The organism is Pseudoduganella sp. SL102, from assembly GCF_027856995.1.
Classification (GTDB): Bacteria; Pseudomonadota; Gammaproteobacteria; order Burkholderiales; family Burkholderiaceae_D; genus Rugamonas; species Rugamonas albidiflava.
Window position 1 is genome coordinate 2,041,764 of record NZ_CP115554.1, and the last position, 14,096, is coordinate 2,055,859.

Consider the following 14,096-nt stretch of genomic DNA (forward strand, 5'->3'; position numbering starts at 1 on the left):
TTCACTCCTTCACGGAAGCTTCGGCGAGCTGTCGCCGGATCAGTTGCAGCGCGCCGGTGGCGGAATCGCCGCTGGCCGGCACGATGCGCGCCAGCAGCTCGCCCGGCAGGAAGGCGCGCATCGGTTCGGCCAGGCCGCCGCACAGCGCGATCGGCAGCCTGCCCGCCGTATCGAGCGCGCCGGCGATCAGGCCCACCTGCCGGCCCGCCTCGATCATGATCTCGCGCGCGGTGTCGTCGCCGGCCGCGTGTTCCAGCACGATGCGGGCCAGTTGCGCGAAACGGGTCTGCGTCGCGCTGGCAAGCCACGACTGGATCGCATCCCTGCCGCCACCGCACGCGGCCATGACCGCATCGGCGAACGGGCCGCCGGCGGCGCGGCCGTCGAGCACGTGCTGGACATGGTTCACGGCGCGCATGCCGATCCAGGCACCGCCCGCTTCATCGCCGGAAGGGAAGCCCCAGCCGCCGACTTCGCGCCGCGAGCCATCCTCGCCCAGCACTTCGCCGACGCTGCCGGTACCGAGCGCGATGATCGCGCCGGGCCGGCCCTGGTGGGCGCCGAGGACCGTGGTGTACGCATCGCTTTCCAGCGCCACCGCCGCGTAGCCGGGATTGGCGCCGATGAACTCCGCCGCCCAGCCCCGGTTATGGACCCCGGCCAGCCCGAGCCCGATGGCGATACGCTCGCGCTCGGGAACGCCGAGGCCGGCCGCGGCAAACGCCGCCGCGGCTGCCTGCTCGACGGCATTCCATGCGTTGGGGATGCCGTGCAGCAGGGCGGACGGGCCGGCGCTGCCTTCGGCCAGTAACGTGCCATCGGGCCGTGCCAGGCGCACCCGCGTGCCCGTGCCGCCGCCGTCGACGCCGATCAGATAGTCGATCATAGGAGTTGGTGTGTGAAGAATCGAGGGTGACTATAGGATGGGCAAACCAGTCTGTCAACAGGTATTTAACTGGTATTGTCGTGGCGTGTCGACGAGGCGCGGAAAAACCCGCAGTGGATCTGTTAAGTCTATGATTAAAAACGGGAAAAGGATGAGTTCTTTGGTATGAGTTGTGGTATGTGGCGGAACCGGTCCGGCTAATACCAAAAGAAAAAACCCGGCACTCGGCCGGGTTCGCCCGGCATGGCCGGGGCTGGGCGCGCGGCGGACCTCAGCGCGCGTCCTGGGTGCCTTCGCGGTCGATCTTCACCAGCCGGTCCGCGCCGCCCCGGCCATGGGTCTCGAGCTTGCCGCGCACGTTGACGACGGCGTTGCCCGGCCCGCGCACGGTGACCTGGGCGTGGTCGGCCTGCAGTGCCCGGCCATCGATGCTGCCGGAACCGGACAGCTGGGCCGCCAGCCGCGCGGTACGGCCCTGCAGGTGGGCGCCACCCGGGCCGGCCAGCGCCAGGCGCACGCTTTTCGCGTCCAGCGCGGTACTCAGGCCGCCCGAGCCGCGCAGCTCGGCATCCAGGGTATCGGTCACGCGCTGCAGGGCGATATTGCCGGGGCCATGGCCGCGCACCACGGCGCGGCCCACGGCCAGCTCTTCGCCGTCGAAGTCGCCCGAGCCGCTGACCGAGGCTTCCAGCGCGCCGGTGGTGCCGCTCAGCTTCATGCTGCCGGGGCCGTCCAGTTCGGCGCGCAGGCTTTGCGTCTGCAGGCCGCGCGCTTCCAGGTCCCCCGAGCCGCGCACCCGCGCTTCCATGGTGCGGATGGTGCCGGCCACGCAGGCACTGCCCGGCCCCGACAGGTTCGCGCTGGCGCCTTCCACGGCCAGCGAGCACGCGTCCAAGTCGCCGGAGCCGGCCAGCGTGGCGTGGATCTCACGGCTGCGGCCTTGCAGCGCAACGGAGCCGGGGCCGGTCAGCGTGGCGCTGACCTTGTCGGCCGCGATATCGTTGACGTCCAGGTCGCCCGAACCGGTCACGTCGGCCGCCAGTTCGCGCGTGACGCCGGCCGCTTCCACGTCGCCCGGGCCGCTCATCTTGATGCGCAGCGTGGCGGCACGCAGGGCGCGCAGGTCGATGTCGCCGCTGCCGCTGCCGCGCACCGACAGTTCGCGCACGTTGCCGTTCGCCTGCAGGTCGCCGGGGCCGCTGACGGTCAGCTGCAGCGTGTCGCCGCGGGCCCGGTCCAGGCGCACGTCGCCGCTGCCGGTGTTGCGCAGGCTGTTCAGCTGCGGCGTGCCGATCGTCACCATGACCGGTTCGCTGCGCTTGCCGAAGCTGAAGTGCCAGCCGCTCCGGCTCTTGCGCTGTACCACGAGCGTGTCGCGGTCGACGAATGTCTCGATCTCCGCCAGCTCGGCCGCCGGGCCGGACAGCCGCAGCGCGCGCGGCGCCTCCGCGTCCACCTTCACGTCGAACGGCCCGGCGATGTCGATCGCGCTGAACGCGCCGATGTTGCGGGTTTCGGTGGCGCGGGCCTGGCTGGCGCTGTCCGCCGCGGCGGCGCCGGTGGCCAGGGTGGCGGCCGTGGCCAGGACGACGAAGGCGAGGGTAGGGGAAGGTCGATGCATGATGTTGGCCTCATTGTGGGAAGCATGACGATAAGCCAACGGCAGGGGCACCGCGAGCGCGGCGGGATGGACTGGTGAAAACGCGGTGCCGGCGGCAGAATGGCGCGATGAGCCGCGCAGGGCTGCGGCAAAATGGAGAGGAGCCGCGCAGGACGGCGGCTAGCCGAACTGCTCTTCCTTCCTGTTGGCGCGCAGGAACAGCAGCAGCAAGCCGAGCAGCAACATGGGCGCCATGCGCGGTTCCGGAATGGTGGGCGGCACGTCGACCCTGGCCGGCACGGCGGGTACGGCGGGCGCCACGGGAAGCTCGGGGAGGGCGGACAGGGCGGACGGTTCCAGCGGCGCCGGTTCCAAAGGTGCCGGTTCCAGAGGCGCCGGTTCCAGCGGTGCCGGTTCCAAAGGTGCCGGCTGCAGCGGCGCCTGGGACAGCGCGACCTCCGCGGGCTGGACCAGCGGGCGGTCGCCGGCCCATGGCGCGCCGCCGCGGTCATGGCCGGACAGCGCCGCGCCGGTGAAATACCACGCCTGCGTCACATCGTGCAGGTCCGCCATGTGCCACGTGGCGAACACGGCGATGGTTTCCGGCGCCGCGTGGACGGTGGCGGTGCCGAGGGCGGAAGCGGCTGCAAAGGCGATTGCACAAAGGTTTTTCATGATGGTCCCGTCCGGCTTGAGCCACGCTATTAAAACACAGCTTGCCGCGGCCCGTAGCGAAATGATAACGATTCCCTGAAAACCGACGCCGCCGACCGACACCATGAGACGCCATGCGACGCCACCGGACGCCATTAATGCCGGGCACCGCGCGGAGGTGTCATAATGCATGCCGGAGGAATTTCGCAAAATGATCAAGTATTTAGGGACCCGGAAAACCGATCAAGGCGGGACGCTCTATGTTTTCCTCATCAACGGGCAAGAGAAGCAGGTGCGCGAAAGCGCCTTGAAACAATACCCGGGATGCTACGAAGCGCTGCCGGAATCGGTGAAAGTCAGGATCGCGGCCAACCGGAAATGGCTGCAGAATTTGTAGGCGCCGGCGGGCAGGCCGGCAGCACTGCGGGCTTGCCCCTGCGCCGGTGCCTGGCCCGGCGTTCTTTCCTGGCATTTTCCCTGGCTTGCGTGATCGCCCCGCCGCTGCAGGCGAAGGTGCCCAGCCATTTCGGCGTGGTGCTGGGCAACGGCCTGCTGTGCCGCGACCAGACGTCCAACCGTTATTATTTCGATTACATGGTGCGCTGGTTCGGCCAGCCCTACAAGCGCGAAGGCGGCGCTTACTGGTTTCGCACGCCCGACGCCAGGCTGTGGGGTTTTGCCGTGCGCGAAGTGATCGTCAGCGACGAGACGTTTCCCTACCGGTTCGTGGGCGCGGTGGCCGACACCACGCCGGACAAGCTGGCCGAGGCGATCACGCAGCGCGATGGCCTGCGCTATGCGAAAATCACGGGCTCCGCGACGCCGGTGCGGGAAACTTCCACCGGCGGGCGCATCGCCTACGCGGAGCGCCGCTCCAAGATCTATTGCGCCAAGTTCAAACCGCTGCCGCCCGCGCTGCGCTGACCGACCATCCATGTACACGCGATTCTTCAACCTGACCCGCAGCCCGTTCTCCATCGCGCCCGATCCGCGCTACCTGTACATGAGCGAGCGCCATCGCGAGGCGCTGGCGCACCTGCTGTATGGCGTGGGCAGCGGCGGCGGCTTCGTGCTGCTGACGGGCGAGATCGGCGCCGGCAAGACCACCGTGTGCCGCTGCTTCATCGAACAGGTTCCGCCCGGTTGCCAGCTGGCCTACATCTTCAACCCGAAGCTGTCCGTCGAGGAGCTGCTGCAATCGGTGTGCGACGAATTCCGCATCGCGCTGCCGGCGGGCGCCGCCACGGTGAAGCACTACGTCGATGCGATCAACCGGCACCTGCTGGAGAGCCATGCGCGCGGCGCGAACAACGTGCTCGTGATCGACGAGGCGCAGAACCTGTCGGCGGCCGTGCTCGAGCAGTTGCGCCTGCTGACGAACCTGGAAACGAGCGAGCGCAAGCTGCTGCAGATCATCCTGATCGGCCAGCCCGAGCTGCGCACCATGCTGGCGCAGCCCGAGCTGGAACAGCTGGCACAGCGCGTGATCGCCCGCTACCACCTGGGTTCCCTGAGCGCCGCCGAAGCCGGGCAATACATCGCGCACCGGCTGGCGGTGGCGGGGCTGGCCGGGCCGTCGCCTTTCCCGGCCGGCGTGACGGCGCTGGTCCATGCACTGACGCAAGGCGTGCCGCGGCGGATCAACCTGCTGTGCGACCGCGCGCTGCTCGGCGCCTATGTCGAGAACAAGGCGCAGGTCACGCGCAAGATCGTGCGCCGCGCCGCGCAGGAAGTGTTCGGCGCGGCCGTGCCGCGCGTGCGGGCACGCTGGCCGCTGGTGGCCGGCGGGGTACTGGCCGGCGCCGTGCTGACCGCCGCCGCCTGGCAACTGGCGCCACGGCAGCCCGCGCCGGCGGCTGCGCCGGCAGTCGCCGCCACACCGCAGGGCGCGGTGCCTGTCGCGCCACAGGGCACGGACAGCGAGGCCACGCTGCGCCGGCTGGCCGCGCTGTGGGGCGTGGCAATGAAGGCCGGGACGGGCGAGGTCTGCGCCGAGGCACCCCGGCATAACCTGCGCTGCCTGGCCACGCGCGGCACGCTGGACGACCTGCGCCTGCTGGACCGCCCGGCGATGCTGACATTGAATGACGATCCGGCGCTGCCGACCCATGCCTTGCTGGTGGCTCTCGGCGAGCGCGACGGCGTGCTCGAGATCGGCGGGCGTCGCCACGCCGTGGCACGGGCGGCCCTGGATAATCGCTACGATGGCACCTTCACCACCTTCTGGCGGGCACCGCCCGGGTGGCGCGAGCAGGTAGCGGCGGGCGACCGGGGCGCGCAGGTGGACTGGCTGGCGCGGCGGCTGGCACAGCGGGCCGGTGCCGCGCGGCCCGAGGACGGTGCGCCGCTCGAAGGCGAAACGCTGCGCCGCCTGCGCGATTTCCAGGCGTCCCAGCAACTGAAGGCGGATGGCGTGGCCGGCCCGAAGACCTTCATCCGGCTGAGCGCGCTCATCGATGCCGGCATGGCCAACCCGGAGCCCCGGCTGGCAGCGCCGGCCGGAGGGAAGTGATATGTCCTACATTCTCGAAGCATTGAAAAAAGCGCAGGCCGAGCGGCAATTGGGTGAAACGCCGGGCATCCATGCGCCCGCACCCGTGGCGCCAGCCGGGGCAGGCGCACCGCTGCGCAAGCCGCTCGTCGCAGTCGTCGCGGCCATGGCGGTCGTCATCGCCGGGCTGGCCGTGGTGGTGTGGCGGCAGGCGGCCGCGCCCGCGCAACCTGCGGTGCCCGTGCCGGCGGAGCAGCCGCGGGCCGTGGCGGTTGCACCAGCCACCGCGCCTGTGGCGCCGCCTGTCACGCAGCCTGTCACGCCGCCTGCCGTGGTGGCCCCGGCACCTGCGCCGGTGGTCGCCGCCGTCCCCGCTCCGGCGGTCGAGGCCCGCAAGGAAACGGCGCCGGCGCCTGCCGCCGTCGCGCAGCAGCAACCTGCCGCCGTCGTGCCGCCGCAACCTGCCGCCCGCGCCGAAGCACCGGCAGCCGCCGCCACCCCGTCGAAGCCGGACGAGGCGTCGCGCGAAGAACCGGTGTTGGCCTTGCGCGACTTGCCGGAGCCGATCCGGCGCGCCATTCCGCCGGTGGCGATGAGCGGCTACATGTATTCGCCAAACCCGGCCGACCGGCTGGTGCTGATCGACAAGGTCCTGCGCCGCGAAGGCGACGAAGTGGCGCCCGGGCTGGTACTGGAGCGGCTCGAAGCGAAGGGCGCGGTCTTTGCGTTCCAGGGTTATCGGTACCGGATGCCATATTGAGCGCCGCGCCAGGCGCCGCACGATTGAAACCGTCATCGTGCCGTCATATTGGATTGTCATGCTTGTTTTATCGACAACCCTACGGGATGACTTCATGAAGCTTTCCATTCTGCACGCGTTGCCCCTGCTGGCCGCCGCCGCGCCGGTGCGCGCCGCTTACCTGCCCGACAGTGCCGCTGCCGAGCCGGGCGTGCTGGTCGTCGTGCTGGCTTGTGTCGGCCTGCTGTGCCTGATGGGCAAGGGCGGTGGCGACGGCCCGTTCCGGCCCGACAAGTAATCGCTCGGCGCAGCACCGGCCGGGAACCCATCGGCCACGGGCATCTCGGCCGCGGGGTCATCGGCCAAGCCCGCTCCAGGCGGCGGGCTGCCTTCTTCTATAATGCCTCCATTCTCACAGGAGCAAGAATGGAGCACACACCAGCCGCCGCGGCGCCGGTGATCGGCATCGTCGGCCGGTCGGGCAGCGGCAAGACCACGCTGCTGGAATACCTCGTTGGCCAGCTGGCCGCGGCGGGGCGCAAAGTCAATGTCATCAAGCACAGCCATCACGACCTGGAACTGGAACCGCCCGGCAAGGACAGCGCGCGGCTGAGGCGCGCCGGCGCGGCCGAAGTCATGGTAGCGTCGCCTTACCGGTACGCCATCGTGCACGAACTGCGCGGCGCCGCGGAACCGGGCCTGGATGAACAGCTCGCCCGGCTGGCACCCGCCGACCTGACCCTGGTGGAAGGCTTCAAATCTTTTCCGATCGACAAGCTGGAAATCCACCGCGGTGTCGGCGACAAGGGGCCGCTGTATCCGCACGACGAGCACATCGTGGCCGTCGCATCGACGCTGCCGCGGCCGGCCGGGCTGGCGCCGCACATCGACTGGCTGGACCTGGACGACCGCGATGTTATCCTGGCATGGCTGCTGAAAAGGATGGCTGGCATGCCTCCGCCGGCCTCAAGTTCCCCGTAACTGTTCCGTAAACAGGGGATATGCGGAAAAATCGGCCTTGCCGCAAGGCTTAGTGGAGGAAGTATGGACGCAATGAGCATTGCCCGGCTGTCGACAACGATCGCGGAGACCGGTACGAAGCAGGAAGTCAGCATGGCGGTGCTGAAAAAAGCGATGGACGTGCAGGCATCGTCGGCCGCCGCGCTGATCGATGCGCTGCCGGAGGCGCCAAGCGCGCCCAACCTTCCGCCGCACCTGGGCAACCGGATCAATACCACGGCTTGAGCGCGCCCCCGAGCGCGCTGACCCGCTGTTCCCCGTGGACGGCGGGTTTTTTTATTGCCCAGAACCGGGGTCAGACCCCATTTTCCGGAAACTTTTCGTTAGAATCGACGGGTTTCTTGCATAAGGACATGGACATGAACAAGGCAGCGATGATCGCCGCGGCATTGGCCGCGACCTGCGCAGCGGGTACCGCCCAGGCGCAGATGGGTGGCGGACCCGACAAGGAAAAATGCTATGGCGTGGCGAAAGCCGGCCAGAACGATTGCGCCTCGTCGGATGGTGCACACGGCTGCGCGTCGATGGCGCGTACCGACAATGCGCCGACCGAATGGAAATGGGTGGCCAAGGGCACCTGCGAAAAACTGGGCGGCAAGACCGCGGCGCCGGCGCCCGCCAAGTAAGCCGATGGCCAGCCCGGCCGCTTCCGTCGGCCTTGGATTGCGCGCGGCGCATTACCGCGATTTTCTCGAAGGCCGGCCGCGTGCCGGCTGGCTCGAGGTGCATACCGAAAACTACCTGGGCGAGGGCGGGCGCGATGTGCAGGTACTGCAGCGCCTGCGGCGCGATTATCCCGTCAGCCTGCATGGCGTGGGCCTCGGCCTGGGTTCCGCCCATGGCGGCACGCCGGGCCACCTGGAACGCATCCGCGGCCTGGCCGAGCGCATCGAGCCCTTCCTCGTTTCCGAACACCTGAGCTGGGGCGCCGTGCCCGGCCGGCACTTCCACGACCTGCTGCCGCTGGCTCTCGACGACGCCATGCTCGACCTCATCGCTGCCCGCGTGGCGCGCATGCAGGATGTGCTGAAGCGGCAAATCCTCATCGAGAATGTGTCGGCCTACGTGCGCTTTCGCGCCGATACCATGAGCGAGGCGCAATTCCTGGCCGCGCTGGCGCGCCGCACCGGCTGCGGCCTGCTGCTCGACATCAATAACCTCTACGTCAACCAGTGCAACCACGGCGAGGATGCGCTGGCCGCGCTGTCCGCCATCGCGCCGGGGCTGGTCGGTGAAATCCACCTGGGCGGGCACCTGGCAACGCCGGACGTGGTCATCGACCACCATGGCGCGACGATTGCCGAACCCGTGTGGCGCCTGTACGAGGCGGCGCTGGCGCGTTTCGGCGCGGTGCCCACGCTGGTCGAATGGGATGCCGGCGTGCCGCCGCTGGACGTGCTGATGGCCGAGGCGGACAAGGCCGCGGCGTTGTTGTCTCGCGTGGCGGCGGCACCCGTGGCGGCCACGCACTCGCGGTCCGTACCGGAACCCGAAAGCGGGGAGGTCGCGGATGGCGCGAGAGTGGCCGCCGTGCAGCAAGCCTTTGCCGATGCGCTGCTGTCGGCCAGCGCGGAAAGCGCGGAAAGCGCGCTGGCGGCCATGCTGCGGCCGGCGCCGCTGGCATCCCGGCTGGCGGTCTACCGCGGCAACCTGGCCGGCAGCTGGACCCGCGCGCTGGCAGGGGCCTTTCCCGTCGTGGCGCAACTGGTCGGCGACGATTTCTTCGCCGCGCTGGCCCGCGAGTACGGCACGCATCACGAGCCGGCCACCGCCGATCTGAACGCCTTCGGTGGCGGCTTCGCCGATTTTCTCGACGGTTTCCCCCACGTGGCCGATCTGCCCTACCTGCCCGACATGGCACGGCTCGAATGGCTGCTGCACCGCGCCTACCATGCGGCGGATATCGAACCGCTGGCCCCTGCCGCGCTGGCGCACCTGGCACCCGTCGCGTTCGAACAGTGCCGGTTCGTGCCGCATCCGGCCGCTGCGGTCTTCGCGTCGCGCTGGACGGTGGTGCCGCTATGGCAAGCCCATCAGCCGGACAGCGGGGTGCCGTTCCCGGATGACATCGCGCAGCCTTCCCGGGGACTGGTGTACCGCGCCGGCTGGCAGCCGGACGTGCTGGCGCTGGACGAGGGCGCGCATGCCGCGCTGGCCGCGCTGGCGGACGGCGCAACCGTTGGCGCGGCGCTCGACGCGGCGCTGGCAACGGATGGGGAATTCAACCTGGGGCCCCGGCTGGGGCAGTGGATGGCGCATGCCGCGTTCGCGGCACTGCGCACGGAGCATGCCGCGGATCAGTGAAAGGCGCGGAACAGCCGGGCTTCGCCGGTGCTGTCGTTGTGGCGGATGCTGGCTTCATGGGTGGCGGCGATCATGCGCTCGAGCTGGGCCTCCTCGAAACGCTGCAGCTCCTCGTTTGCCATCGCCAGCGCCTGGGCCAGCTTTTCGCGCGCCGCCCGGTAGGCGCCGTCACGCGCGCTGTCGGTGCAATGCAACAGGTCTTCGGCATTGTCGATCACTTGCTGCAAGTCGCCGATCAGGCGCTGCTGGATCGGCTGCGGCGGCGAGTCCGGCTGCGCTTGCCGGGATTGCGCGTTCGCCGGCGAATGTGGCTGGGGATTCGATTGCGGGTTGAACCGCGGCGGTTCGGGGTGTCTGGTGGGGTCGAGATGGTCCATGCGCGCTCCGGATAAGTGGAATCCTGCCCAAATCCTGTCCACTATATTCGCCGAGGTGGCGCAGGGTTTGCGGCAGATTAAGCCCCGTCGGAACCCGCCTGGCCCAGCACGGCGATGCGCACATCGCCGACCGTGACCACCTGGCCGGTGCGGATCTTGGCGGTCTTGCGCAATTCCTGCTTGCCGTCCACCCGCACATCGCCGCTGGCCACGATCTGCTTGCCGGCGCCGCCGCTGTCGCACAGGCCGACAAGCTTCAGCAACTGGTTCAGTTCGATGAATTCCGACGTCAGTTCAAAATCTACTCTTTGCATTTTATCCTCATTCTTGTTAGACCGGCAACAAGTTATCGACGTGTTAACTAAGCTTTAAGCAAGCTTTTAATTAAACTTTAATCATCAGTCGCCGGTCCGGCGTTCCGGTCAGCCCTTCGCGCCCGGCCTGGTCATGGCCAGCGGCACGATCCACGCCTCGAACTGTTCGGCGGTCACGAAACCCAGCCCCAGCGCCGCTTCCTTCAGCGTGGTGCCTTCGTGCTGCGCCTTCTTGGCGATCTGGGCGGCGCGATCATACCCGATATGGGGCGCCAGGGCGGTCACCAGCATCAGCGAGCGTTCCATCAGCTCGCCGATGCGCGTGCGGTCCGGCTCGATGCCGCGGGCGCAGTGCTCGTCGAAGCTGCGCATGCCGTCGGCCAGCAGGCGCGCGCTCTGCAGGAAGTTGTGGGCGATCAGCGGCTTGTAGACATTGAGCTCGAAGTTGCCGGAAGCGCCGCCGACGCTGATCGCCACGTCGTTGCCGAACACTTGCGCGCACAGCATCGTCACCGCTTCGCACTGCGTGGGGTTGACCTTGCCCGGCATGATCGAACTGCCCGGTTCGTTTTCCGGGATCGTGATCTCGCCCAGCCCGGAGCGGGGGCCGGAAGCCATCCAGCGCACGTCGTTGGCGATCTTGAACAGGGCCGTCGCCAGCGTTTTCAAGGCGCCATGCGCCGCCACCAGGGCTTCGTGGCCGGCCAGCGCGGCGAACTTGTTGTCGGCGGTCTGGAACGGCAGTTGCAGGCGCTGGGCCAGTTCGGCGGCGATGCGTGTCGCGTATTCCGGATGCGAATTGAGCCCCGTGCCGACCGCGGTACCGCCCGCGGCCAGCTGCAGCACGGCCGGCAGCGCATGCTCGATGGCGCGTTCCGCATAGTCGAGCTGCGCCACGTAGCCGGAGAATTCCTGGCCCAGCGTGAGCGGCGTGGCATCCTGCAAATGGGTGCGGCCGATCTTGACGATGTCGGCGAAGGCCTGGGCCTTGCCCGCCAGCGTGGCACGCAACTGGTGCAGCGCCGGTACCACGTCGCGGGCCAGCGCGACGGCCGCCGCCACGTGCATCGCGGTGGGGAAGATGTCGTTCGACGACTGGCCCTTGTTGACGTCGTCGTTCGGGTGCAGCTTGCGCTCCTCGCCGCGCACGCCGCCCAGCAGCTCCGAGCCGCGATTGGCCAGCACTTCATTCATGTTCATGTTCGACTGGGTACCGGAGCCGGTCTGCCACACGGACAGGGGGAATTCGCCCGCATGCCGGCCTTCCAGCACCTCGTCGGCGGCACGCACGATGGCATCAGCCTTGGTGGCATCCAGCACGCCGAGGTCGACATTGACGCGCGCCGCGGCCCGCTTTACGTTGGCCAGCGCCGCGATCAGTTCAGGCGCCATTTTTTCGGTGGAGATATGGAAGTGATGCAGCGAGCGCTGCGTTTGCGCTCCCCACAGCTGGTGTGCCGGCACCTCGATCGGGCCAAAACTGTCGCGTTCGGTTCTATTGTCCATGGCATCCTCGGGAAAAGTGATGCATTAAGTGTAACCCACGGACGAATTTCAGTCCGGGCACTCAAAGATTGGAAATTTCCGCCGTTAAACACTTACGTTACGGAAATTATCGCTATCGAGATCAACATGCCGCTCCTGCTCCGCTCCTTCCGCCTGGCCGTGCTGGCGCTGGCCGCCACCACCGGTGCCCATGCCGCCGAGCTCGGTGAAGCGTCGGTGCGCTCGTTCAGCGGGCAGCCGCTGTCGGCCGATATCGAACTGACCGACCTGACAACGCAGGAACTGGCCGATCTCCAGGTGCGCCTGGCCCGCCCGGACGTGTTCCAGGGGGCCAATGTGAAGATGAACCCGGCCCTGGCCGGTGCCCAGATCGCCATCGCGCGGCGCGACAGCCGCCGCGTGCTGCAGGTGACCACCAGCGCTCCGGTGCAGGACGAAGTGCTGCACCTGTATTTCCAGCTCGCCTCCGGCGGCAGGGAACGCGTGCGCGGCGTGACGCTGTGGCTATCGCCCGCACCTGCACCTGCACCTGCACCTGCACCTGCACCTGCCGCGGTGGCGTCGGCGCCGGCTGCGCCGGCTGTTTCTACCACTGCCATAGCCGCCGCCGAGCGTGCCGCCAAAGCTCCCGCGCGGCTGGTCGCCGTCGTATCGCCTGGAAAAGAAGCAACGCCGGGCGAGCGGCAACTGCTCGGCGCCGTCGAGCGGGCGTTTGCCTCGCGCGGCGGCAAGATCGAACCTGCCGCGCCGGCCAGGCCAAGGTCCTCGCCTGTTTCTTCGCCCATGCCCGGCGAGCGGGACGTGCGCAAGGAAGCCTTGAAATACGCTTCCACGGCCGACGATTTCAAGCGCCGCGCCAAGCCGGCCAAGCCTGTCGCGGAGAAGGAACCCGAGGCAACGCACGAGGTGGCGGCACAGGCCGAGCCGGAAAAGAAGGCGCCGCAGCGTTCGTTCCTGCCATCGAAGGCCGAGCTGGCCGAGGCGGCACGGGCCACCAGGGCCAGCGTGGAAGGGGGCCCGGCGCCCGTCGCGAAAGCGGTGGAGGCTGCGCCGCAAGCGGTGAATGCCAGGCCTGCCGGCGGTGCAGCCGATCCGGCGATGCTGAACAAGCTGGCGGAACTCGAAGGCAAGTTGAAGACGCTGCAAGCCCAGCTGGCAATGACGAACACGGCCGGCGCCGCGCGCGTCAGCCTGCCGATGCCTGGCAAGGCGGATCCGGCGCCTGTTGCCGCGCCGCCAGCGAACCCGGCCGCCGCCGCGCCGCCGAAGACGCCCGACACGGTCACGATGGCCGCAGCGGCGGCTTCGCAGCCGGAACCTGCCGGCAAGCCAGTGACCGCGCCGGCCGTTGCCGAAAGTCCTGCGCCGGAAGCCACGCCGCATGCCCCGGCCAGCGGGGAGCCGCCCGCCGTGCCGGCCGAGGAACCGAAGGCCAAGCCGGAACCGAAGAAAGAAGCCGCGCCGCCGCCACCGGAGCCCAGGAAGGAGATCAAGATCTCCCGGCCGAAACTGCTGACGTTCCTGTTTGCCGGCAGCCTGGTGTTGCTGGCTATCTTCGGCGTCATCGTGCACTTCGTCCGCAAGGCCAAGCTGAAGCGCAGCCCCATCGTGCGGCAAAGCTGGAGCAGGGAAGAAGACGATGTCGCGGCGCGCGTCGAACCGGCAATCGCCCCGCCAGCCCAGCCTGCCGAGCCGGAGAGCAAGGCGGCCTGAGGGGCCCCTGTTCCCTGGAACACCGGCGCACGGGCGTCGTTCAGGCAATGAAAAAGCGCCCCGCGGGGCGCTTTTTCATGGTCCGGTGATCGGCTCAGCCGTTCAGGCGGCCCATCCACGGTTCGGTCACGTCGCGGATGGCGCGGTCGTTGGCCATGATCTGTTTCAGCAAGTCGATCTTGCGCTGGCGGGCGCTGCCTTCCAGTGCCGGCACGCCGCCCAGCGCGCCGACCGATTGCACGGCGCACTGGTTCTCGAGGCGGTCCAGCGACGTCCAGTCGCTGCCCTGCGCGGCGATGACCATCTTGCTGGTCAGTCCGGCAATATTTTCATACATCGAGAGAACGTCGGTCGAGTTCATGGAGCGCCCGTTTAATCTGCAAATCGTGATCGGAATACTGCTTGTCATGATTTACGTCAGGGGCGGCGGGAACTTTAGGCCTTTTGCAAAAAAAATTTGTAAAAAGTTTTTGGCATTGTCAGCCGGGCAAG

At 68.5% G+C, this 14,096-nt stretch carries 17 protein-coding genes; 10 read left to right on the plus strand and 7 right to left on the minus strand.

The features are described from left to right. Nucleotide 1 precedes the first annotated feature (1 nt). From OU994_RS08655 to OU994_RS08665, 3 genes are all read right to left on the minus strand, one after another. The gene (locus OU994_RS08655) at nt 2-886 is read right to left on the minus strand and encodes a BadF/BadG/BcrA/BcrD ATPase family protein (RefSeq protein WP_281610420.1); all 885 of its coding nucleotides are present in this window, start codon (nt 884-886) and stop codon (nt 2-4) included. Nucleotides 887-1,157: 271 nt separating this feature from the next. Beyond that, a complete protein-coding gene (locus tag OU994_RS08660; protein WP_281610421.1) occupies nt 1,158-2,507 on the minus strand; it encodes a GIN domain-containing protein in 1,350 nt (449 codons plus the stop codon). Between the two features lie 159 nt (nt 2,508-2,666). Further along, nucleotides 2,667-3,161 (minus strand): hypothetical protein, encoded by a 495-nt coding sequence (locus OU994_RS08665; protein ID WP_281610422.1) that lies wholly within the window; start codon nt 3,159-3,161, stop codon nt 2,667-2,669. Nucleotides 3,162-3,351: 190 nt separating this feature from the next. On the opposite strand from OU994_RS08665, the gene OU994_RS08670 reads away from it, so the two are divergent. The 9 genes from OU994_RS08670 (at nt 3,352) to OU994_RS08710 (ending at nt 9,694) form a co-directional block, all read left to right on the plus strand. Then, entirely contained in the window at nt 3,352-3,537 is a 186-nt protein-coding gene (locus tag OU994_RS08670; RefSeq protein ID WP_131147245.1) for a hypothetical protein, read from the plus strand. Continuing rightward, the gene (locus OU994_RS08675; RefSeq protein WP_281610423.1) at nt 3,519-4,064 is read left to right on the plus strand and encodes a hypothetical protein; all 546 of its coding nucleotides are present in this window, start codon (nt 3,519-3,521) and stop codon (nt 4,062-4,064) included. The genes OU994_RS08670 and OU994_RS08675 overlap by 19 nt, the downstream gene beginning before the upstream one ends. A gap of 10 nt (nt 4,065-4,074) precedes the next feature. Next, a complete protein-coding gene (locus OU994_RS08680; RefSeq protein WP_281610424.1) occupies nt 4,075-5,652 on the plus strand; it encodes an ExeA family protein in 1,578 nt (525 codons plus the stop codon). Nucleotide 5,653: 1 nt separating this feature from the next. Beyond that, a complete protein-coding gene (locus OU994_RS08685) occupies nt 5,654-6,391 on the plus strand; it encodes a general secretion pathway protein GspB (RefSeq protein ID WP_281610425.1) in 738 nt (245 codons plus the stop codon). Between the two features lie 94 nt (nt 6,392-6,485). Further along, nucleotides 6,486-6,668: a hypothetical protein gene (locus OU994_RS08690; protein WP_281610426.1), complete on the plus strand. Its 183-nt coding sequence runs from the start codon at nt 6,486-6,488 to the stop codon at nt 6,666-6,668. A 128-nt stretch (nt 6,669-6,796) separates the two neighbouring features. Next, nucleotides 6,797-7,351: a molybdopterin-guanine dinucleotide biosynthesis protein B gene (gene mobB / locus OU994_RS08695; RefSeq protein WP_281610427.1), complete on the plus strand. Its 555-nt coding sequence runs from the start codon at nt 6,797-6,799 to the stop codon at nt 7,349-7,351. Nucleotides 7,352-7,414: 63 nt separating this feature from the next. After that, nucleotides 7,415-7,615 carry a YjfB family protein gene (locus OU994_RS08700; RefSeq protein ID WP_281610428.1) on the plus strand — a complete coding sequence of 67 codons (201 nt, stop codon included), beginning with the start codon at nt 7,415-7,417 and terminating at the stop codon, nt 7,613-7,615. A gap of 134 nt (nt 7,616-7,749) precedes the next feature. Then, a complete protein-coding gene (locus OU994_RS08705; protein WP_281610429.1) occupies nt 7,750-8,016 on the plus strand; it encodes a DUF2282 domain-containing protein in 267 nt (88 codons plus the stop codon). A 4-nt stretch (nt 8,017-8,020) separates the two neighbouring features. Continuing rightward, nucleotides 8,021-9,694, plus strand: coding sequence for a DUF692 family multinuclear iron-containing protein (locus tag OU994_RS08710; protein ID WP_281610430.1), 1,674 nt, complete (start codon nt 8,021-8,023; stop codon nt 9,692-9,694). Here the strand turns inward: OU994_RS08710 and OU994_RS08715 are convergent. The 3 genes from OU994_RS08715 to fumC form a co-directional block, all read right to left on the minus strand. Further along, nucleotides 9,688-10,071, minus strand: coding sequence for a DUF883 domain-containing protein (locus OU994_RS08715; RefSeq protein ID WP_281610431.1), 384 nt, complete (start codon nt 10,069-10,071; stop codon nt 9,688-9,690). The two genes, OU994_RS08710 and OU994_RS08715, sit on opposite strands and share 7 nt — an antisense overlap. A 77-nt stretch (nt 10,072-10,148) precedes the next feature. Continuing rightward, nucleotides 10,149-10,385, minus strand: coding sequence for an RNA-binding S4 domain-containing protein (locus tag OU994_RS08720; RefSeq protein WP_281610432.1), 237 nt, complete (start codon nt 10,383-10,385; stop codon nt 10,149-10,151). A 108-nt stretch (nt 10,386-10,493) separates the two neighbouring features. Next, a complete protein-coding gene (gene fumC, locus OU994_RS08725; RefSeq protein WP_281610433.1) occupies nt 10,494-11,891 on the minus strand; it encodes a class II fumarate hydratase in 1,398 nt (465 codons plus the stop codon). 126 nt (nt 11,892-12,017) lie between these two features. On the opposite strand from fumC, the gene OU994_RS08730 reads away from it, so the two are divergent. Continuing rightward, the gene (locus OU994_RS08730) at nt 12,018-13,604 is read left to right on the plus strand and encodes a FimV family protein (RefSeq protein ID WP_281610434.1); all 1,587 of its coding nucleotides are present in this window, start codon (nt 12,018-12,020) and stop codon (nt 13,602-13,604) included. A 94-nt stretch (nt 13,605-13,698) separates the two neighbouring features. Here OU994_RS08730 and OU994_RS08735 read toward each other — a convergent pair whose 3' ends face one another. Then, the gene (locus OU994_RS08735; protein ID WP_131147234.1) at nt 13,699-13,965 is read right to left on the minus strand and encodes a flagellar protein FliT; all 267 of its coding nucleotides are present in this window, start codon (nt 13,963-13,965) and stop codon (nt 13,699-13,701) included. Between the last annotated feature and the right edge of the window lie 131 nt (nt 13,966-14,096).